The organism is Acinetobacter sp. YH01024 (assembly GCF_013420195.1).
Taxonomy (GTDB): domain Bacteria; phylum Pseudomonadota; class Gammaproteobacteria; order Pseudomonadales; family Moraxellaceae; genus Acinetobacter; species Acinetobacter amyesii.
Window position 1 is genome coordinate 1 of record NZ_VOYQ01000039.1, and the last position, 21,607, is coordinate 21,607.

Sequence of the window (21,607 nt, forward strand, 5' to 3'; positions counted from 1 at the left end):
GATTCATATTAAGCTTTACGAGGGCGTTGTATCGTCTGACGAGACGTGTATCAAGATGGGAGATATTAAATTGAAGAGCATGCTCTTCAATTTAACCCAAAACTTGGGATTTGTGTAGATACCTATGTCTTTAAAAGGAGGGCTAAGGAGGATTTTTTATGCCACTGGCGACAACGTAAACAACACCTGCCCCGTTTTCACAGTCTGCCCTTTTTCAATGGTAATTTCAGAAACCTTCATACGTTCAGGTGCAATAATTGGAATCTCAATTTTCATCGCTTCAATTACCGCTAGCGTTGCACCCTCTTCAACAATATCACCTGACTTGCATTCAATTTTCCAAATACTTCCCGGCATGTGTGATTCCACCGCACAACCACCTTCAGGAATTTGAACATCACTATCATCGGTCACAGCATCTAAGCTTTCAGAAACATATTCTGCAAGCCCGGCTTCATGCCAACGACGACGTTCTTCATCAAAGTTGGCTTGTTGGATGGATTTAAATGCTGAGATTGATTCTGCATTTTCAGTCAAGAAGTCATTGTATTCTTTTAGGTTTAAAACACCTTCTTCCACACGTAATTTTAAACGTCCTGCTTTAAAGTCCTCACGCATTTGCATAAGCTCGGACTCAGAGACTTCATAAAACTTAATTTGGTCAAAGAAGCGTAATAACCACGGCATACCTTGCTCAAAGTCAGGGTTTTTACGGTAACGAGACCACATTTGCGTAGTACGACCCACAAACTGATAGCCTCCCGGACCTTCCATACCATAAACACACATATACGCACCGCCAATACCGACAGCATTTTCAGGCGTCCATGTCCGTGCAGGGTTGTATTTCGTCGTCACTAAACGCTGGCGAGGATCAAGCGGTGTTGCCACAGGTGCACCTAAATACACATCGCCCAAACCCATGACCAAATAACTCGCGTCATATACCACATCTTTGACCGCTTGTTTGTCTTTTAAACCATTAATACGACGGATAAACTCAATATTGTCAGGACACCATGGTGCATCTGGACGTACCGTTTGCATATAACGCTCTGTCGCTAGCTGGGTTTGTGAATCCTCCCAAGCGAGTGGTAAATACACAGTCCGTGACGGTACTTGCATTTGGGTCACATCAGGCAGTTCAGCTTCCGCGACTTGTAGTAAACGCAATAAATCCAATTGATCAAGCTTGATCGAATCAAAATGAATTTGCAGTGAACGGATGCCCGGTGTCAGGTCAATAATCCCGGTAATGTTTTGCTTTTGAACCCATTGCATGAGTGCATGAATACGGAAGCGTAAGTTTAAATCTAAAACCAACTCACCATATTCCACCAACATGTAGTTGTTGCCCGCAGGACGATATACCACATCTGGCAAGCCATTCTGACCTTTTAAAGTATCAAGCACCGCATTTTTTAAGGTGGAAAGTTCAGGATAAAATGACTCATCAAATGCCACAACCTGCGTATCATTTGCTTCTAATTGTGCATGATATTTTTCATTTAAAAGTTTCGCTTGATGATAACTCACAGGTATAAATGTAACTTTGTCTCCTGCTTTCAATTGACCAAGCTTCCAAAGCTCAGAATTAATCACCACGGCAGGACAAACAAAGCCTCCTAAACTTGGACCATCTGGACCGAGAATAATCGGCATATCGCCCGTGAAATCAATCGCACCAATCGCGTATGCATTGTCATGAATATTTGATGGATGCAAACCGGCTTCACCGCCATCCTCACGTGCCCATTCAGGTTTTGGACCAATCAAACGAATACCTGTACGGCTTGAGTTAAAGTGAATCTCAAAAGTATTGGCAAAGAAGGTATCAATGTCTTTTTTAGTAAAGAAGTCTGGTGCACCATGCGGGCCGTACATCACCGCAATTTCCCATTCATGGCTGAATGACGGCACTTGTTCAGGGGCAAGCGTTTTCACTTCATCAGAGCTAAAACCCGTGATTGGTAACATATCACCAATCAGTAAGTTACGCCCTGCATGACCACCAAACTGACCCAAGGTGAAGGTTGCTTGTGAGCCGAGATATTCAGGTACATTTAAACCGCCTTTAATACCAATATAGGTACGGCAACCTGTCGCAATTTTGCCACATTTGAGCACCTGACCTTTACGCACATTCACGTTCTGCCACATCGGAACTTGAGCGCCATCTAGTGTTGATGGCATATCGCCCCCGGCAAGCACGATTTGGCTGTCACAATGGAATTTTAAAGTCGGACCTTGTAGCGTACATTCTAAGCCTGCAGTGTTATAGGCATTACCAAGTAACTGGTTTGCGACATTCAGTGATAGTGGATCAATGGCACCTGATGGTGGCACACCGACATCCCAGTACCCCAAACGACCTGTCACATCTTGCACAGAAGTTTGAATGCCTGATTGCAACACTTCAATTTTTTGAGTTTTCCACTCGAATGTATTTAAGAAACGTGTGGTTTGCGTACCGGCTTTAAATACATCGCAGTCGATAATATTTTGTAGATATTCAAGATTGGTTTCGATACCTGCAACCGATGTTTTGCCGAGTGTTTCGGTCATTGCAGCAATTGCCAAGTCTCGATCATCCGCTGTCACAATGATTTTCGCAATCATCGGGTCATAGAATGACGATACATTTGAACCCGTTTCAACCCAAGTTTCATTACGCGCATTGGCATCAAAATCAACATGCGTTAAAAGCCCTGCACTCGGTTGGAAGTTTTTGATTGGGTCTTCGGCATACAGACGCACTTGAATTGAATGACCTTTAGATACAAGTTCTGCTGTTGGTGCAATCCAATCCCCACTACCGAGAGTCACCATCCATTCCACAAGATCTACACCAAAGACTTGCTCCGTCACACCATGTTCAACTTGCAGGCGGGTATTTACTTCTAAAAAGTAGAATTCTTGTGTGTCGGTATCCATCACAAATTCTACTGTGCCTGCCGAACGGTAATTCACCGACTGCATCAACCCAATCGCAATCGATTGAATATAAGCACGTTGATCATCATTGATATGTGGTGCTGGGGTTTCTTCCACAACTTTTTGATTACGGCGCTGTACCGAACAATCGCGCTCGCCAAGTGCCAAGACTAAGCCATTGCCATCACCAAAAATCTGCACTTCGATATGACGGGCATTTTGTACAAATTTCTCAAGGTACAAGCCTGCATCTTTAAAGTTGGCTTGGGCAAGATATGAAACCGTAGAATAAGCATCTTTCAGCTCTTCTTCATTCCACACCAAACGCATGCCGATACCGCCACCGCCCGCGGTACTTTTCAGCATCACAGGATAACCAATACGATTGGCCTCAAGCAGTGCTTCGGCTTCATCTGCCAAAAGTTGACTGCCCGGAAGGAGTGGCACATTGGCTTGAATCGCAAGTTCACGCGCTGTATGTTTTAAGCCAAAGGATTTCATTTGCGCCGAATTTGGCCCTAAAAATACTATGCCTTGAGCTTCACAGAGATCACAAAATTCAGCATTTTCAGACAAGAAACCATAACCGGGATGAATCGCTTCAGCACCTGTTTGTTTCGCGACTTCTAACATTTTATCGACATTTAAATAACTTTGGCTGGCAGGACTATCACCAATAAATACCGCTTCATCCGCTAATGTCACATGTAGTGAGTCACGGTCTGCTTCTGAGTAGACTGCAACAGATTGAATGCCTAATTTTTTGAGTGTACGGATCACACGACACGCGATTGCACCACGGTTGGCAATGAGGACTTTATTAAACATGGTATTACTCCTCACCGTCACGGATGATCAATTGAATTTTTGTTGGGTTATAGGCATTACATGGGTTATTCAGTTGCGGACAATTGGAAATGAGGACAATGAGATCCATTTCAGCTTTAATTTCAACATATTTACCCGGTGCAGAAATACCATCATCAAATTTCAAATGTCCCTCAGCGGTCACCGGTACATTCATAAAGAAGTTAATATTTGGACCGATATGGCGCACATTTAAGCCATGTTTTTTGGCAATCGGATGTTGTGATAAGGCAATCATGAAATTGTTGCGGCAGCTGTGCATTGGGAATTTGTCATGTGCATAACGAACAGTGTTGCTTTCACATGAACATGCACCGCCCAAAGTGTCATGACGGCCACAGTTGTCGTCATGTATGGTGGCAATTTTGTTGCCGAAATTAGTATAAAGTTCTGTACCTTTTCCTAAATAAATCTGCTGATTTATGGCTAAGGTATCCGTAGCGCTATAACGCTCTTCAGGGTTTTGGCTTGAGATAAATAGCGTATCCACCGCTTGATTGCCTTCGAGGTCAACAATACGGAAATACTGCCCTTTTTTGACTTCGCACATCCAAGCTTCACCGGCAGGACATACTTCGCTTAAGACTGATTTTTCAAATTTTTGTGTTGGGTTTACTAATGCAGTCATGATCATTCCCCTCAAGCCGTTAAAGCGTTATAGCGTTTATTATTTTGAAAAGCACGCTGATTTTGCGGGCAAGAATCACGGCAAACATCGGTGTCTGCCAAAGGCAACGCCTTAAATAAACTTAGTTGTACATCAGCAGGGTTATATTCTTCTGCTTGAGATAATCCATGTGGCGCACTGGATAAAAAGACCAAACAATCCATTTCAAAGCGCAGTTCAATGACTTGATTTGTATTGTCCGAAGCAACATAACTTAAGTTGCCGTTGTCATCAGGTTGAACTTTAGAGAATAAATTTAAGGTACTGCTCAGGTCAGTTGCAGATAAACCAAACTTGGTCATTTCAAGCAGCAAGCTATCCTTTCCGCTGCGGTACATATCGTTACGGGCATCTTGGAAAGTTTTTGAACCAAATTGTTGTTCGATTTGTTGTGCGGTACTTGGTGCACAAAAAGCATCATTCCAAGCATGATCATCTTTCACAATCGAGATCATGGCACGGCCTAAATCCGATGCCAAAATATGACCCGTACTTAAATATGCCGTGTGCTGCCCTTTAAGACTATCTGGCATGTTGTAGCGTTCAAGCTTATCTTCACTATTTACACAGTACAGTGCCACATTGGCATTTTGCCCTAGCGATTTAAGCTGTAATACTGCCCCACGCTGAATACGCGCTGACCAGTGGTGTCCACCCGGTAAAAGTTCAGTCCATAGTGCTTTATCGTCATGATAATGTATTGTGCTCATTGCAGCCTCTGCCTAATTCTTAACTGTTTACCTCCCGGGCTTTTATCCCTCCGTGCAGCTTTGCTTTGAATTAAAACGAAGCCGTGAACTCTCGGTCGCGGTCATACATGAAGATGTATCGGAACCCTAGATCACTTTATGATGTATGTAGAAATGCAAAGGCTGTGCCAATTTAGTATTACCAATTTATATAAACGTAATACTGCTATTTATTAGACTTTTTTATAGTATTGAGCTATAGCATGACCAAATCGGGTGCAGCCCATGCACAAAATTGCTGCAAAAATTGCAAAAAAAAAGCCCAAAATCATTTTTGGGCTTTATGTAATGCATAAAAATTATTTTACCAATATCTCATGGAACATATGACGTAGCCATTGATGGCTGGTTTTATGATGGCAAGACATATGCCAATATTGCTTCACGCCATAGGTTGGAAATGCAATCGGTGCGTCAAATATTTTTAAGTTGCCGCGCGAAAGCAATACTTCACTCAAGTAATACGGCACAGTAGCAATCGCATCAGTGTCTTGCACGACTAAGCCTACACCTAAATAACTAGGTAAACGCATCAAAATATCACGTTTTAAATCAAGGTTAAGCAGCTCATTTTCAATATGGTAGTGCCCCATCCCTGCATCAATATCAATGTGCGACTCTGATAAATATTGCTCAGTTGTAATGGTGTCACCCTTTAATCGTGGATGATCCTTAGCTGCAATCACCACATAATATTGCTCAAACAGTTTTTGCTGATAAAAGCCGCTTTCCAAATGCGGTAAAAAACCCAATGCTAAATCAATTTCACCATTCGCCATTTGATAACTGGTTTCAGTGGTAATCGGTCGTACATTTAGACGTATTTGTGGCGCGTGTTTTTTTAGATATTGGCTGATTTTAGGCAATAAAACCAAATGAGAAACATCGGTCATGGCTAGAGTAAATTGTTGATCTGAAATGGCTTGATCAAAATTAATCGTAAAATTATTAATGGCTTCGACTTTACTCAAGGCTTCGCTGACTAAAGGAAATAATTGACGCGATAACTCCGTAGGCACCATTTCATTGCCGATACGTAAAAATAAGGGGTCGTTATAATGCTGTCGTATTTTATTTAAAATATTACTGACTGTAGGCTGGCTCATTTGCAAGTGTTCAGCAGCTTGCGATACATTTTTGTACTTATAAACATGAAAAAAAATGCTAAGAAGTTTACAGTCCAATTCAAACACGAAAAATTTAGTCCCTAATTAAATATTGCAAGTTATGCTGTGCATCATCTGCTGAATTATACAAAAAGCCAATAACGAAATATTACTTTTATTGCAGATGAAACGCCAGTTTAGCCTGCTCAGTTGCATTTGGCTTTTCAACACTCCAATCAGTCCGCATAATAGACCCAGCACGAATTTGGATATCAACATGCTTCAAGGAAAAAAACTGGTTTGTTTTGATTTAGATGGCACACTTATCGACTCTGTTGGCGTGTGGAATCAGGTCGACGCAGATTTGATTCAACAGTTAACTGGACAAACCATCCAACTGGGTTTAATTCAACGTGAACGTGACATTCAGCTGCAATTATTTAAAAACTCACCAGACCCTTACTTAATGTACTGTAACTATCTAAAAGATACTTATAAGATTGAACAACACACAGCAGATCAAATCAAACAGCAACGATATACCATTTCACAGCATTTTTTAGAACATATCATCTTACTTAAACCACATGCAGCATTATTTGTTCAACAGCTCATTCAGCAAGGCATTCAGGTGGCAATTACCACCACGACCAGCCTGCAAAATATTTATCGATATCAAAAAAATATTAACATCTATCCAAAGCTGCATTTTGAAAATAGCTTTGATCTGATCCTGACCCGTGAAAGTGTCAAAAATATTAAGCCTCATCCTGAAGTCTATTTACAGGCGATTGAACATTTTGCAGTTCGACCTGAAGAATGTTTAATTTTTGAAGATTCACTCATTGGTGTAGAAGCTGCAAATGCAGCAGGCATTGAAGTGGTTGCCGTGTATGATGCATATTCAGAGCACGAAATTGAGCAAATCAAAAATAAAGCGGATTATTTTATCCATGATTTCTCTTCGGTTCTGAACTAAGTTAAAGTAAATAAACGTTCGCTTAAAAGTTAAAAAGCAGCCCAACTTAGAGGCTGCTTTTGATATTTTTGCATCTATAGATAATTGATCTATTTTACTTTTTTATAAATGGATCCAGACCCAACTAAATTTCCAGTTTTTTCGTCAATCGCAAATTCAACAGCACCTGTCCCAGAGTTTACAGCCAGTAAACCAGATTCAGCGACAGATGCAGGTACAGGATTTTTCTTTTCAGATTTACCACTTTGTTTATCTTTTAAAGTATTGGTAATGAAATAGTTTTCACCATTTTTACTAATAATCAACGCATTTTCAAGTTGAGGATCTACTGCGGTATTTTGCCATGTTCCAGCATAATCAGGCGCTGGACTTTGTTTACATGCAGTGAGGAGAACTGCGAACAACATCGCAGAAAATAATTGAATCTTTTTCAAAATACTGACCTTCTTTGTCAATGAGTTTTGCATTATAGAAAGCCTTGAAGAGAACTTAAGACCGTTCATGTTGTGCAAAAGTTGCAAACCAAGTCCTGCTGTTTTTCTTTTGTCATGTTTTGAAACATTTGTAGTCTTTCATAATAAATAAGCCCACTTGATCGTGGGCTTATTTAAATATTTTCAATCTTTAGATTTATACGATTTGACGCATTGAACCGGTTTCTTCAAAAGTGGCATGCCAAGACAAAGCCTCTTTTAAAATATGCGGCGTTTGACCACCAAGCTCACATGCGCGTTCAAAGTAGCTCAACAATGCTGCGCGATAATCTGGATGTGCACAGATTTCAATGACTTTACGTGCACGCTCACGTGGTGAAAGACCACGTAAATCTGCCAAGCCCTGCTCTGTAACCACGATATCAACGTCATGGTCAGTATGGTCGGTATGACTCACCATTGGGACTACAGATGAAATCGCACCGCCTTTTGCAATCGACTTGGTTACGAAAATGGCAATGTGCGCATGACGAGTAAAGTCTCCAGAACCACCAATACCATTCATCATTTTGGTACCCGTCACATGGGTCGAATTTACGTTTCCGTAAATATCAAACTCAAGCGCCGTATTAATCGCGATAATGCCTAAACGTCGAATGATTTCAGGGTTATTAGATAGCTCTTGTGGACGTAACACAATTTTGTCTTTGTACTGATCAAAATTGTTCATCACATGCTGTGCACAAGGCTCAGACAGCGTCATTGAACAGCCTGAGGCAAATTTCATTTTTCCAGAATCAATTAGCTGGAAAGTACAGTCTTGTAGTACTTCTGAATACATTTCCAAATCATGGAAATTCGAATGCTCAAAACCTGCGAATACAGCATTGGCAATCGAACCCACACCTGACTGTAGCGGGCCCAAATTTTCAGGCAAACGCCCTGCTGCCACTTCACCTTCAAAGAAATCAATCAGATGCTGAGCAATCGCTAGGGTTTCAGCATCAGGTTCATCCATTTTAAACTGGGTATCTGGCAGATCATTCAACACAATAGCTGAAATCTTATCGGGGCTGACATTGATCCCAATCGTACCAATACGTTCACCAACCTGAGTCAGTGGAATTGGCCCACGGTTTGGTCGCGCTTTCGGCACATAAATATCATGTACACCTTCGAGCACTGGGTTAATCGTATTATCAATTTCAATAATCACATGATCTGCCATTTCAATGAAATTGGCTGAGTTACCACATGAACCTGTCGGAATAACTTGACCATCTTCGGTAATTGCAGTCGCTGCAATAACGGCCACATTAATGCGCGGTAAATTATGATGACGAATATTATCGGCCATTTCAGACAAGTGTTGGTCAATATACATGACCTCGCCAGCGTTAATGGCTTTACGTAAACCAGGATCTGCCTGATACGGATAACGACGTTCTATCGCATGCGCCGCATTGAGGCGACCATCGATACTATTTCCTAAACTAGCACCCGTTGCCAACGTGATACGAAGAGGATGTGAAACTGCATGATCTGCAAGTGCCAATGGAACCGTCTTTGCCTCACCTGCACCACCAAAACCACTTAAACCAACCACTGAACCATCTTGAATTAACTCAATCGCTTTTTCAGCAGACATTACTTTGTCGCGAAGGGAGAGTAAGCGAATGCGATCTAAACCATTCATAATTAAATCTCAAAAAATAAATATCTCAAAATAAACATCTTTTTTCGCCATCCCAGCGAACTGAGATAGCGTTTGTTATTGCTTATCTAAAAACGTACTTATCTAAAAGCTTACTTATATAAATTGAGGCAAATTAAATCAGTTCAACCGCAATTGCAGTTGCTTCACCGCCACCAATACACAGTGCTGCGACACCTTTTTTACCGCCAGTGCGTTTTAAGGCATGAATCAGCGTCACAATAATACGTGAACCTGATGAACCTAGTGGGTGACCAAGTGAGCAAGCACCACCATGAATGTTCACTTTTGCTTCATCTAAGTTAAATCCATCAATCGCCAGCATTGTAACCATAGCAAATGCTTCATTGACTTCCCACAGGTCAACCTCTTGTGCATCCCAACCCGCTTGTGCAAGTACTTTCTCAATAGCACCGACTGGAGCAATCGTGAACTCTGACGGATGCTGTGAATTTGTGGCATAAGCAACGACTTTTGCTAGTGGTTTTAAACCACGTGCTTGAGCCGTTTCTTCTGATGTAACCACCAAAGCAGATGCACCGTCAGAAATTGAGCTGGCATTGGCAGCTGTGATCGTGCCGTCTTTTTTGAATGCAGGACGCAGTGTAGGGATTTTTTCAGGCTTAGCACTTAAAGGCTGTTCATCTGTGTCAACAACGACGTCACCTTTACGGCTTTTAACGGTAACCGGCACGATTTCATTTTTGAAGAAACCGCCTTGAATCGCTGCAACGGCTTTATTGAGTGAGTTGATGGCAAAAGCATCTTGCTGTTCACGGGTATAGCCTTTTTTATCTGCCATATCTTGTGCCAGAATACCCATCGATAAACCTGTCTCAGCATCTTCTAAGCCTTCTTGAAACATGTGGTCTGTGGTTTTACCATGCCCCATACGATAGCCTGAACGCGCTTTTTCAAGTAAATATGGCGCATTTGACATCGACTCCATACCACCAGCAACCACAATATTAGCAGAACCGGCTTTAATCGCATCAGCTGCTTGCATCACTGCCTTCATGCCTGAACCACAAATTTTATTAATCGTGGTGGCACCCGTTGTATCTGGTAAGCCTGCTTGACGCATCGCTTGGCGTGCAGGACCTTGTTTAAGACCAGCCGGTAATACACAGCCAAAAATAACTTCGTCAATATCTGTAGGTTCTAAACCTGCACGTGCAACAACAGCTTGAATCGCTGCAGCACCTAAGTCTGGGGCTGTACAAGATGAAAGTGAACCCTGAAAACCACCCATCGCTGTACGTACGCCATCTACAATTACAATCATTTCTTATTTCATCCTGTTTTAAATCTTTTAACCCCCAAGGAACCATGACTGGTTCCTCAGATTTTCCATCTTAATCTTTTTCACAGTGGTTTCGATGAAACCTTAAGATTGAGCGGTGAAGTATTCTTCGGATAGCTGCATGATAAGTTCAGAACCTGCTTTAATACGTTGAGCACGGGCAGCAAGGTCAGGTAGAACTTTCTCAACATAGAAATCTGCGAGTACCAATTTGTTTTGGTAGAAGCTCTCTGGTTTTGCAGCCGCAGCTTTGCTAATACGTGCAAACATATAAACGAAGCTGAGTAAACCAACAGCGTGCAGGTAATCGACTGCCACCGAACTGCTAAAGTCTGGGGTGGTCTTAGATTGTTCTACAATGAATTGCGTTAATGCTTCAACTTCGTCAGAAACTTGCAATGCTGCAGATTTAACTTTTGAATCAGCCATGGTTGCAGCAAAGTCACGAATTTCAGCAATGTATTCGGCAATAAATGCACCATTACATTTCGTGGTTTTGCGTCCAATTAAATCAATCGCTTGTACGCCATTTGTGCCTTCGTAAATCTGTGAAATACGTAAGTCACGAATGCATTGCTCCATACCCCATTCACGGATATAGCCATGACCACCAAAGCACATTTGCGCTTCTAAAGTAGCTTGTAGGGCTGTATCTGTTAGGTAGGCTTTTGCAATAGGTGTCAATAAAGCCACGCGGTCATTGGCTTTTTTCACTGCAGCTTCGTCAGTTGAATATTTTGTAATATCCAGTTGCTGGCCAACATACACAGCAAATGCACGAGATGCTTCGTTGTTGGCGCGTACATTCAACAACATACGACGTACATCACCATGTACTAAAATAGAGTCTGCTGGTTTTTCAGGAGATTTCACACCTGTCGCAGAACGACCTTGTAGACGATCAGTCGCATACTGTGCAGCATTTTGGTAAGCAAATTCTGCAGCGCCAATCCCTTGGATACCCATCGATAAACGTTCATAGTTCATCATGACAAACATCGCCGCAAGACCTTCGTTTTCTTTACCAACGATATAACCTTTGGCACCATCAAAGTTCATAACACACGTTGCAGAACCTTTAATACCCATCTTGTGTTCAATTGAACCCGCTGAAACAGCATTACGTTCACCGACTGAGCCATCGGCATTGACATGGAATTTTGGAACGATAAACAATGAAATACCACGTGAACCCGCAGGTGCATTTGGCGTTTTTGCTAACACAAGATGGATGATGTTTTCACACAGATCATGTTCACCACTGGTGATGAAAATTTTCGTGCCTGTAATATTAAATGAACCATCTTCATTCGGCTCTGCTTTGGTTTTAATGATCCCCAAATCAGTCCCTGAATGTGGTTCAGTTAAACACATAGTGCCTGACCATTCACCCGTATAAAATTTTGGAAGATAGGTTTCTTTTTGCTCTTGCGAAGCACGGTCATTAATCGCCATACCTGCACCCACAGTCAGTAGTGGATACAACATAAATGATGGATTGGTACTCCAAATCATTTCGTCAGCAAGTACTGTCAACATTTTCGGCATGTTTTGGCCGCCCCATTCTTCAGAAGCGCCTAAACCAACCCAACCACCTTCAGCGAATTGTTTAAAAGCGTCTTTAAACCCTGTAGGCGTAGTAACAACACCATTACTAAACTGCGCACCACCTTCTTCATCTGCAGTACGGTTCAAGTCTAGAATAACGTTTTTAGAAAACTTAGCCATTTCTTCTAAAATGGCATTTGCAGTCGCCATATCAATATGAGCTAAGTTTTCATTTGACTGCCAGAACTCATCTGCATTGAATACATCATTTAAGATGAAGTCCATGTCCTTTAACGGCGCATTGTATATTGGCATTGTACTTTCCTTTTCTACAGGCTTTGTCAGCGTCTTTGACAAAGTACTTTTTTAAAGTTGCACGCTCCCGCACAAAATCATCAAATCAATTTTGTGTGGATTTTTTAAAGATCTGTTTTTTCAGATAGATATCTAAAATGGATATAGATAATGTGTTTTTACCGACAAGTGGAAAATAACCACTTGATAATTTGAGCAGCATTATTTTATTACACTTAAATAAATTTATTGAGTTAACTAAATTTACAATTGGTAATTGATTAAAACCAAACATAATAATACCCATAATCATGTTTAATTTAGGTTGTATTAATAACATAACAACCAAGACCGTTTTGTTAAATGCTGCTTTTGTTGTAAAAGCGAAAAGACAATAAATTAAAAAAAATAAAAATGGAATTTTATTTCAAAAAAATGACCTCAAGGGTTCAGTTTTATTGACATTAATTTTATGCTATGAATTCTATATGTTTTACACTCTCTACTAATGTGTTTATTTTTAAACCAATTTATGTAATATTTGAGACCATAGTGGAATGTAAGATTCACAAGATTTAGCTTAAGCTAGGCTTGTTCACCCTCAAGATGTTTATGGAACAGTTATCATGAGTTCAGTACGCCAACAAAATTTTATCCTTCGCAAGGAAAAAATTTTAGCCATGGCAGAAACCCTGCTATTAGATAATAATCAAGACATCACCTTAAGTGAGTTAGCTTGTGAACTAGATATTGCCAAAGGCACGATTTATAAACATTTTAAAAGTAAAAACCAATTATATTTAGAACTGATTATCTTAAATGAAAAACGATTATTAGAAATTTCAAAAAAATATAATCATGATATTAAAACTTATGTTTCACAATATATGCTTTATAATATGTTGAATTCTAATAGAACTATATTATTACATGTCATTGAAGAACGCTTAACTAATAATGAACGTAAATTAAAAGAGTTATTTGAAGAGCTCTATCGTGTTCGTGAAGAACGTATTATTGAAATTAAGGATATGACCAGTGATTATTTAAAATCACTTGAAAGCGCAATGTCGATTCGTGATTATTTATCCTATATTTGGACGGTCACTTATGGTGCGTCCCTACTCCTCAATTCAACGCATTATCAAAAATCAATCGGTTCACGTGAACGTTTAATCAAGCTATATATTAATCAGGCGCTGATGACGCCAGATAAAATTTCAGCCGTATAAAATTGATTTATAAATAAAAAAATCCGAACAATTGTTCGGCTTTTTTTATACATTAGACAATATCTAAGTTATGCAATCACAGGTGGGAAACCATCTTCGGTTAAAGCGCTAATCAATTGCTCTGCACTGGCACTGGATTCAACCTCAACTAATTTAGTGGCTACATCAATAGTGACCGTTGCATTTTCATCTAAGTCTTTAATCGTTGCTGTCACGCTACGTGCGCAACCACCACATGTCATATTATCAATACGAAATTTCATGCTGTTCATCCTTCTTTTCTAATAACAACACTATAAACCTTGCCACGATTGTAAGGTCAAGCGGGTTTAAATCTTTGCTGTATGGCAGCACTCAGCCATGCCCGTTTCGATTTGATTTAAAATCGTACAATCGGCTTGATCATTACCGGCACAGCCATCGACGGACTGTTGCAAGATCTCAACCATGGCCTGTAAGTCTGCGATTTTTTGATTTAAGGTCTGGATATGTTTTAACGCCAATGATTTAACTTCAACACTTTGCCGACTTTGATTTTTCCAAAGTCCAAGTAAATCTTTCATTTGTTCAGAAGAAAAACCTAAATCACGTGCATGTCTCAAGAAACTCAAGGTTTTAATATCGGCTTCCGAGTAAATTCGATAGCCTGCATCGGTGCGCTGCGCATTATTTAACAGCCCAATCGATTCATAATAGCGGATCATTTTTGCAGAAATGCCCGATGCTTTCGCTGCTTGTCCAATATTCATCTCAAGACTCCTGAAAAACTGGCCCTTTAAATGCTTTTAAACGTAAGGCATTCGACACAACAAACACCGATGAAAGTGCCATTGCACCTGCTGCGAACATAGGTGAAAGTAGTATGCCAAAGAATGGATATAACACACCTGCAGCGACAGGAATCAATGCTGCATTGTAAATAAATGCCCAAAATAGGTTTTGGCGAATATTATTCATCGTCGCTGTGCTCAGTGCGATTGCTGTCGGCACCATTTGTAAATTACCCGACATAAGCACAACGTCCGCGGCCTCTATCGCCACATCTGTCCCTGTACCAATCGCCATGCCCACATCTGCTTGCGCAAGTGCAGGCGCATCATTAATACCATCGCCAACAAAACATACAACACCATGTTCTTTTTGCAACTGTTGTACAGATTGCACTTTTTGATCTGGCATCACTTCAGCAATCACATGATCAATTTTCAACTGTCGTGCTATGGCAGTGGCAGTGTGTCGGTTGTCGCCTGTAATCATGGCCACTTTCAGCCCTAAATCATGCAAAGCTTGAATGGCTGCGAAGGTTGTGGCTTTGATCGGGTCGGCTACAGCAACAATGGCAGCAAGCTGTTGATCGATCGATACATAGAGCGGGGTTTTCCCTTCATTGCCCATGCGTTCTGCCAGTGCTGAAAAGATTTGTGTTTCTAAACCAAGTTTATGCATCAAATGATCTGCACCAATATAAATGCTTTGTCCTTCAACAACCGCCTGAATCCCAGCACCAGTCACGGAATCAAACTGTTCAACTTCTAAAAGTTGCACTTGCATCTCTTTCGCAGCTTGTACAATGGCATAGGCAATCGGATGTTCAGATTTCTGCTCTACAGAGGCCAATAACTGAAATACGCGATCTTTATCAAAAGCTTCAGTGACTTCAAAATCTGTCAGTTTCGGTTTACCTTCCGTCAATGTCCCTGTTTTATCGACTGCAACCACTTGAGTATTTTTGAGTTGTTGTAAGGCTTCACCTTTACGGAACAATACTCCAAGCTCTGCACCTCGCCCTGTACCGACCATGATAGATGTTGGCGTTGCCAAACCCATTGCACATGGACATGCGATGATCAGTACTGCTACAGCATTGACTAAGGCATAGGTTAAACTCGGTTCAGGTCCTACAACATACCAAACTAAAAAGGTGATCAACGCCAACGCCATTACCACCGGTACAAACCATAACGTGACTTTATCCACCAAAGCTTGAATCGGTAATTTTGAACCCTGAGCCTGTTCGACCATATGGATAATTTGTGCCAAAACAGTATCTTGACCTACCGCAGTGGCTTGTATTTTCAATGCCCCATTTTGGTTAATCGTTCCACCGACAACTTGATCACCGGCTTTTTTCTCGACAGGAATTGGCTCGCCACTGATCATGGATTCATCAATATAACTGTTCCCAGACACTACAGCACCATCGACTGGGCAACGTTCACCAGGCCGTATTTCAATCAACATACCTGTTTCAACATCACTAATCGGCAAATCTATAAAGGTACTAGATTGCTCAACACGTGCTGTTTTGGGTTGCATGCCGACTAAGTATTGAATAGCTTGCGAGGTTTTACCTTTGGCTTTCGCCTCCATAAAACGACCCAAAAGAATCAACGCCACAATTACTGCGGCTGCTTCAAAGTACACATGAACCGTACCTTGCGGTAATAATTGCGGAGCAAATGTTGCAACACAAGAAAAACTATAAGCAGATAAAGTCCCGACTGCGACCAAAGAATTCATATCTGGGGCAAGTCGCGCAAGTGCTGGTATGCCGTGCTGATAAAAACGTCTTCCAGGAAGGATTAACACCAAAGTGGTTAATATAAACTGAATATACCAACTATTTTGTGTCCCTAAATTATGTGCAATAAAATGATGAAAAGCTGGAATCATATGTGATCCCATCTCCAAGATAAAAACAGGAACAGCGAGTACCAATGCGATGATTAAATCACGTTTGAGCAACCGAGCTTCATCGGCTTTTTTTTCTGCCATTGTCGGTTGTAGTTGTGTAGCAACGGTCGCACTGTATCCCGCTTTTTTAACTGCCGCGATCAATTCCTGTGTTTTTGAAACTGGCGCCTGAACAAAGGCTTTTTCACTGGCTAAATTTACCGTTGCTTTATTGACACCGTCTACAGCGTTTAAGGCTTTTTCAACCCGTGCCACACATGAAGCACAGGTCATTCCATCAATATTTAATTCAATATTGGGCTGTGCAATATGAAAACCTGCTTTTTCTACAGACTTCGCCAATGCAGAATTTTCAACAGATGCCAATGCCGTAATCGTGGCTTTTTCAGTTGCCAAATTCACTTTTGCATCGATGACTTCTGGAACTACCTTTAAGGCTTTTTCAACACGTGCAACACACGATGCGCAAGTCATTCCTTCAATTTCAAGTTCAATCTGCTTTTGTGCAACGCCAAAACCTGCCTTTTCAACGGCCTGAATTACAGCAGAATAATCCACATTTTTATCACTCTGAACATGTGCTGTTTCAGTGGCTAAATTCACTTGAGCATCAGTGATGCCATCGACTTTTTTTAAGGCTTTTTCAACCCGTGCCACACAAGAAGCACAGGTCATCCCTTCAATAGCAAGTGTGCCATCAAAAAGTTTGCGTTCTGTCGAATCTGTCATGGCAACATCCCAATCATATGTGCTTGTTTTAGGCTATAGCTTAAACTTTACCACAATGGGAAGGTCAAGTTTTTCTGACTCACAGCAAGGCTTTTCTTTAAGGTATAAAGAATTGCGAAGATTTAAAAACATAATCAATAATATTGAATAATGATTATTCAATTAGTTTATTTTTCTGATATTAAGACTACACCTTTCCTCATTATTCAGTAAGATAGAGATTCGTGACCACCAAACGAATTACTCTCTTTCGCATGTACAAACTGTCGAACATTTGCTTTAACTGCGCATATTTGTGTGCTTTTTTATTTTTAATTTTAAGTTGGAGTCTAGATCATATTGATGTTTGGCTCACTCAAGTGGTTATCCCTGCTGTCACGATATGCATACTCTTAGGCTTCCTGTTTAAATATATCGCTCGAAAGTTAGGATATGAACCGCCTAAACGAAAAATTAAACAACAAAATGCCAAAAACGATGATCAAGACGCGGCTTAAGACAAGTATAAATAACAAAATCATCAATAAAAAAGCCCATTCAAATGAACGGGCTTTTTTTCATGTCAGACCTATTAGTCAGCACTAATATCTTCAAATAAAACTGACGAAAGATAACGTTCACCACCATCCGGTAAAATGACCACAATAGTTTTGCCTGCATTCTCAGGACGCGCAGCAAGTTTTGCCGCCGCAGCCATAGCAGCACCGCTAGAGATACCCACTAAAATACCGTCATGAGTAGCCGTTTTACGTGCCCATTCGATCGCTTCAGCACTTTCAATACCGATCACTTCATCAACAAGGTCTAGATCCAAGTTACCCGGAATAAAGTTAGCGCCAATCCCCTGAATTTTATGCGGCCCAGGAGTCAGTGTTTCGCCTTTTTTCGCTTGGGCAATAATCGGAGATTCAGCCGGTTCAACCGCAACAGAATAAAGTGGCTGATTTTTCACTTTTTCAAAATAGCTTGAAATGCCTGAAATCGTACCGCCTGTACCTACACCTGAAACTAAAATATCCACTTTACCACCGGTCGCTTCCCAAATTTCTGGGCCAGTGGTCAATTCATGAATTTTAGGGTTTGCAGGGTTTTCAAACTGTTGTGGTAAATAATACGTTTCAGGATGTTCGGCAACGAGGCGCTGTGCTTCTTCGACCGCACCTCTCATGCCTTTAGCAGGTTCAGTCAATACGAGATTTGCACCAAAAGACTTCAACACCTTACGGCGTTCGATACTCATACTTGCTGGCATGGTTAATGTAATTGCATAACCTTTCGCTGCTGCAACAAATGCTAAAGCAATCCCTGTATTACCACTTGTAGGTTCTACAATATGCATACCCGGTTTTAATAAGCCTTTTTCTTCTGCATCTGCAATGAGAGCTGCACCCACACGACATTTCACAGAAAAGGCAGGGTTACGGCTTTCAACTTTAGCCAAGACCGTTGCTTCTGACTGAATCGCACGATTAATACGAACTAAAGGTGTATTACCAATCGCTTCAGCGTTATTACTATATACTGCGATACCTAAATTACTCGTTGCTGGAAAAGCTGAATCTGTTGTCATGACTATTTATCCCTTGTGTATTTATTGAATACGATCTTTAGATGATACAATTATTTTCAAAGTGTGCATGATTTTTTAAGCTAATGTCTTATATTTATGTGCATTTTGTGAAAGCTTGTACTAAAATCAAGCAATAAATTTAACTGATTAACTAAATTTAAACTTATAAAAATTAATGATATTTGATTTCATAAAAAACCATAGAAATTGTCTTATTTATTCAATGTATTAAGCCGTGATATCCGTATACTTGAGCTGTTGTTAATCGTATGGACATATCCAATGAATACCGATCTGGAAATCACTACTATGCGTGATTCTGCCGAATTAGTCGTGGGCGTTTTAAAGTCGCTGGCAAATACGGATCGTCTACTAATTTTATGTCATCTAGCACAGCAAGAATTGAATGTGTCTCAGATTGAAGAAATCACTGATATTAAACAGCCAACCCTCTCACAACAACTGATGATGTTACGTAAAAGTGATGTTGTGACTACGCGTCGTGATGGTAAGCAAATTTATTATTCAATTAAAGATGCAAATTTAGTTCAAGTTCTCAATACTCTTTACCAATTGTATTGCAACCAATCTTATAAATAACACTTAGTTATTTTAAAATTTCAAGCCAGACATGCTGTTCTTGCACCACTATAGATGAATTATCGCAATGGGCAGCAATTCAATACCTCAATTTACCCGCAATACTTCTTCAAAATTTCAATATCTATATCTATTTCGAATATCCAAAGCTTTAAATCAGCTCATACTTTTCATTAATTCATTTAAAATGATGGTTTCTTACATATCCCGTAAATAAGCAGCGATATTGAACGGTCAAAATTTATTGTACAAGACTTCTTAGCACTTTTTGTGCATAATATATATGAAATTGTGATTTAGATAAGTTTATGTCAGATTTAAAACCTCATTTCTTACAGAAATTTCCTGCTTGGCAGTGGTTACAGCACTACAGCCCCGTGAAATTTAAATCTGATGTACTTGCTTCGCTGATCGTGATTGCCATGTTGGTCCCTCAAGGTATGGCGTATTCCATGCTGGCAGGTTTACCTCCAATCATGGGTTTATATGCCAGTATTTTACCGATGATTGTCTACGCCCTCATTGGTGGAAGCTCAACTTTATCGATAGGCCCTGTGGCAATCATTTCGATGATGACCTTCGCCACGCTCAATCCGCTATTTGAAGTTGGTTCGCCTGTTTATATTGAAGCAGCGACACTTTTGGCCTTAATGGTCGGGCTGATTTCTCTACTTTTGGGTGTATTCCGTTTCGGTTTTTTAATTCAGTTGATCAGTCATCCTGTCATTAAAAGCTTCATTATTGCTTCGGCACTGCTCATTGCACTGGGTCAGTTTAAGTTTCTCGTCGATGTCCCGCTTAAAGCCAATAACATCCCTGAGTTTGTTTTAAGTTTGTGGGAATACCTGAGTTTGACTCACTTTGCTTCACTCATCTTTGGTGTGCTGGCCATACTGTTTTTAATCTATGTGCCGAAAATATTGGCCACTCAATCGATTCAATCCCGATTCGGCTCTACAGCCTTTCTAAGTAAAGCACTGCCACTGATACTCGTGGTGATCTCGATTGCATCGGTGATGTTATTTGACCTGCAAAATGTCGGCATTAAAACCGTCGGTGAAATTCCTTCAGGTTTTCCACCCTTAAGCTTTCCACATTGGAACTGGGAACTGGTACAAACCTTACTGCCCGGTGCAACAATGATTGCCATGATCAGTTTTGTTGAGTCACTTTCTATTGCTCAAGCTACTGCCTTACAACAACGCAGCCAACTCAATAGTAACCAAGAGTTGATCGCTTTAGGTTTAGCCAATCTAAGCGCAGGTGTTAGCTCTGCCTTTCCTGTGACGGGTAGCTTATCGCGTACAGTTGTTAATGCAGATGCAGGTGCAAAAACACCGATGGCAGGTGTGTTGTCGTCATTGCTGATTATCGTTGTCAGTCTCTACTTCACTGGTTTTTTCCAAGACTTACCTTTAGTGATCTTGGCGGCCACAATTATTGTTTCCATTTGGAAATTAGTCGACTTTAAACCTTTTGTGGATACATGGCGTTATTCAAAAGCTGACGGGATTGCGATGTGGGTGACCTTTTTCGGTGTGGTGTGTATCGATATTTCTACAGGTCTCATTATTGGCATCATTTCTACTTTTATTCTGTTGTTATGGCGCATCAGTCGTCCACACATTGCGGTGATCGGTCTAGTCGAAGGCACACAGCACTTCCGCAATGTACAGCGTCATCATGTCTATACCGCACCACATATACTCTCGCTCCGTATAGATGAAAATATCTCGTTTTTAAATGCCAATACGCTTAAAGGTTTCCTGATCAATGAAGTCAGTCAAAATATTGACCTAGAGCATGTTGTTATCAATTGCTCAAGCGTCAGTTCAATTGACTTAAGTGCCTTAGAAATGTTGGAAGAGTTAAATGCTGAATTATCAAAATTAGATATTCGACTGCATTTTTCTGAAGTCAAAGGTCCTGTCATGGATAAATTGCAGCACTCAAAATTACTCACTCATTTGAGTGGTCAAATTTTTCTCACCCATTATCAAGCCATGACAGAGCTTGCTACAGCCAGTTCTGAATACCAAATTTAAAGGTGTATTCGCTCACTGTTTAATCAAACCAAATTTGATAAACAGTGAGTTTTGAAAGGCTTACATTTTAATACACAAAAATAGATTATAAAAAACAAAGATTTATTTTTAAATAAAATTATTTTATAAGCATTCTATATTT

General features: G+C 40.5%; 16 protein-coding genes, 1 pseudogene and 1 riboswitch. Of the genes and pseudogenes, 4 read left to right on the plus strand and 13 right to left on the minus strand.

All coding sequences use genetic code 11. From position 1 onward, the window contains the following. Positions 1-156: 156 nt before the first annotated feature. The 4 genes from uca to FTT88_RS13590 form a co-directional block, all read right to left on the minus strand. A complete protein-coding gene (gene uca / locus FTT88_RS13575) occupies positions 157-3,762 on the minus strand; it encodes an urea carboxylase (protein WP_180174010.1) in 3,606 nt (1,201 codons plus the stop codon). A gap of 4 nt (positions 3,763-3,766) precedes the next feature. Continuing rightward, entirely contained in the window at positions 3,767-4,429 is a 663-nt protein-coding gene (locus FTT88_RS13580) for an urea amidolyase associated protein UAAP2 (protein WP_180174011.1), read from the minus strand. A gap of 11 nt (positions 4,430-4,440) precedes the next feature. Further along, positions 4,441-5,178: an urea amidolyase associated protein UAAP1 gene (locus FTT88_RS13585; RefSeq protein WP_180174012.1), complete on the minus strand. Its 738-nt coding sequence runs from the start codon at positions 5,176-5,178 to the stop codon at positions 4,441-4,443. Positions 5,179-5,207: 29 nt separating this feature from the next. Beyond that, positions 5,208-5,319, minus strand: a riboswitch (guanidine-I (ykkC/yxkD leader). Positions 5,320-5,516: 197 nt separating this feature from the next. Then, positions 5,517-6,410: a LysR substrate-binding domain-containing protein gene (locus FTT88_RS13590; protein ID WP_168377518.1), complete on the minus strand. Its 894-nt coding sequence runs from the start codon at positions 6,408-6,410 to the stop codon at positions 5,517-5,519. A gap of 190 nt (positions 6,411-6,600) precedes the next feature. Between FTT88_RS13590 and FTT88_RS13595 the strand changes: the two genes are divergently transcribed. Next, positions 6,601-7,302 carry an HAD family phosphatase gene (locus FTT88_RS13595; protein ID WP_180174013.1) on the plus strand — a complete coding sequence of 234 codons (702 nt, stop codon included), beginning with the start codon at positions 6,601-6,603 and terminating at the stop codon, positions 7,300-7,302. Between the two features lie 89 nt (positions 7,303-7,391). On the opposite strand, the gene FTT88_RS13600 is transcribed toward FTT88_RS13595, so the two are convergent. The 4 genes from FTT88_RS13600 to FTT88_RS13615 form a co-directional block, all read right to left on the minus strand. Further along, positions 7,392-7,709, minus strand: a complete 318-nt coding sequence (locus FTT88_RS13600; protein WP_111884393.1) for a hypothetical protein — start codon at positions 7,707-7,709, stop codon at positions 7,392-7,394. 223 nt (positions 7,710-7,932) lie between these two features. Then, on the minus strand, positions 7,933-9,432 hold the full coding sequence (locus FTT88_RS13605) for a succinate CoA transferase (RefSeq protein ID WP_171319206.1): 1,500 nt from the start codon (positions 9,430-9,432) through the stop codon (positions 7,933-7,935). Between the two features lie 133 nt (positions 9,433-9,565). After that, positions 9,566-10,735, minus strand: a complete 1,170-nt coding sequence (locus tag FTT88_RS13610) for a thiolase family protein (protein WP_180008861.1) — start codon at positions 10,733-10,735, stop codon at positions 9,566-9,568. 102 nt (positions 10,736-10,837) lie between these two features. Next, the gene (locus FTT88_RS13615; RefSeq protein ID WP_111884373.1) at positions 10,838-12,616 is read right to left on the minus strand and encodes an acyl-CoA dehydrogenase C-terminal domain-containing protein; all 1,779 of its coding nucleotides are present in this window, start codon (positions 12,614-12,616) and stop codon (positions 10,838-10,840) included. 605 nt (positions 12,617-13,221) lie between these two features. On the opposite strand from FTT88_RS13615, the gene FTT88_RS13620 reads away from it, so the two are divergent. Next, complete coding sequence (locus tag FTT88_RS13620; RefSeq protein WP_078190941.1) at positions 13,222-13,827, plus strand: TetR/AcrR family transcriptional regulator; 606 nt, start codon at positions 13,222-13,224, stop codon at positions 13,825-13,827. 68 nt (positions 13,828-13,895) lie between these two features. On the opposite strand, the gene FTT88_RS13625 is transcribed toward FTT88_RS13620, so the two are convergent. From FTT88_RS13625 to cysK, 5 genes and pseudogenes are all read right to left on the minus strand, one after another. Beyond that, positions 13,896-14,090: a heavy-metal-associated domain-containing protein gene (locus FTT88_RS13625; protein ID WP_180003680.1), complete on the minus strand. Its 195-nt coding sequence runs from the start codon at positions 14,088-14,090 to the stop codon at positions 13,896-13,898. A gap of 66 nt (positions 14,091-14,156) precedes the next feature. Continuing rightward, positions 14,157-14,576 (minus strand): Cu(I)-responsive transcriptional regulator, encoded by a 420-nt coding sequence (cueR, locus tag FTT88_RS13630; protein WP_168377524.1) that lies wholly within the window; start codon positions 14,574-14,576, stop codon positions 14,157-14,159. A gap of 1 nt (position 14,577) precedes the next feature. Beyond that, positions 14,578-17,016, minus strand: coding sequence for a copper-translocating P-type ATPase (locus FTT88_RS13635; RefSeq protein ID WP_373886705.1), 2,439 nt, complete (start codon positions 17,014-17,016; stop codon positions 14,578-14,580). Positions 17,017-17,088: 72 nt separating this feature from the next. Continuing rightward, positions 17,089-17,250 (minus strand): annotated as a pseudogene (locus FTT88_RS17545) (cation transporter); the annotation flags it as partial. A gap of 571 nt (positions 17,251-17,821) precedes the next feature. Next, complete coding sequence (gene cysK, locus FTT88_RS13640) at positions 17,822-18,820, minus strand: cysteine synthase A (protein ID WP_180011715.1); 999 nt, start codon at positions 18,818-18,820, stop codon at positions 17,822-17,824. Positions 18,821-19,102: 282 nt separating this feature from the next. Here cysK and FTT88_RS13645 point away from each other — a divergent pair, with 282 nt between their 5' ends. Both FTT88_RS13645 and FTT88_RS13650 read left to right on the plus strand, forming a co-directional pair. Continuing rightward, on the plus strand, positions 19,103-19,420 hold the full coding sequence (locus FTT88_RS13645; RefSeq protein ID WP_078193801.1) for a helix-turn-helix transcriptional regulator: 318 nt from the start codon (positions 19,103-19,105) through the stop codon (positions 19,418-19,420). A gap of 308 nt (positions 19,421-19,728) precedes the next feature. Further along, entirely contained in the window at positions 19,729-21,465 is a 1,737-nt protein-coding gene (locus FTT88_RS13650; protein WP_180054807.1) for a SulP family inorganic anion transporter, read from the plus strand. Positions 21,466-21,607: the final 142 nt, after the last annotated feature.

Excerpts from the sequence above, each read along its gene's own strand:
- uca (WP_180174010.1), bottom strand. The coding sequence starts at position 3,762 with ATGTTTAATAAAGTCCTCATTGCCAACCGTGGTGCAATCGCGTGTCGT.
- FTT88_RS13580 (WP_180174011.1), bottom strand. The coding sequence starts at position 4,429 with ATGACTGCATTAGTAAACCCAACACAAAAATTTGAAAAATCAGTCTTA.
- FTT88_RS13585 (WP_180174012.1), bottom strand. The coding sequence starts at position 5,178 with ATGAGCACAATACATTATCATGACGATAAAGCACTATGGACTGAACTT.
- FTT88_RS13595 (WP_180174013.1), top strand. The coding sequence starts at position 6,601 with ATGCTTCAAGGAAAAAAACTGGTTTGTTTTGATTTAGATGGCACACTT.
- FTT88_RS13600 (WP_111884393.1), bottom strand. The coding sequence starts at position 7,709 with ATGTTGTTCGCAGTTCTCCTCACTGCATGTAAACAAAGTCCAGCGCCT.
- FTT88_RS13605 (WP_171319206.1), bottom strand. The coding sequence starts at position 9,432 with ATGAATGGTTTAGATCGCATTCGCTTACTCTCCCTTCGCGACAAAGTA.
- FTT88_RS13610 (WP_180008861.1), bottom strand. The coding sequence starts at position 10,735 with ATGATTGTAATTGTAGATGGCGTACGTACAGCGATGGGTGGTTTTCAG.
- FTT88_RS13615 (WP_111884373.1), bottom strand. The coding sequence starts at position 12,616 with ATGCCAATATACAATGCGCCGTTAAAGGACATGGACTTCATCTTAAAT.
- FTT88_RS13620 (WP_078190941.1), top strand. The coding sequence starts at position 13,222 with ATGAGTTCAGTACGCCAACAAAATTTTATCCTTCGCAAGGAAAAAATT.
- FTT88_RS13625 (WP_180003680.1), bottom strand. The coding sequence starts at position 14,090 with ATGAAATTTCGTATTGATAATATGACATGTGGTGGTTGCGCACGTAGC.
- cueR (WP_168377524.1), bottom strand. The coding sequence starts at position 14,576 with ATGAATATTGGACAAGCAGCGAAAGCATCGGGCATTTCTGCAAAAATG.
- cysK (WP_180011715.1), bottom strand. The coding sequence starts at position 18,820 with ATGACAACAGATTCAGCTTTTCCAGCAACGAGTAATTTAGGTATCGCA.
- FTT88_RS13645 (WP_078193801.1), top strand. The coding sequence starts at position 19,103 with ATGAATACCGATCTGGAAATCACTACTATGCGTGATTCTGCCGAATTA.
- FTT88_RS13650 (WP_180054807.1), top strand. The coding sequence starts at position 19,729 with ATGTCAGATTTAAAACCTCATTTCTTACAGAAATTTCCTGCTTGGCAG.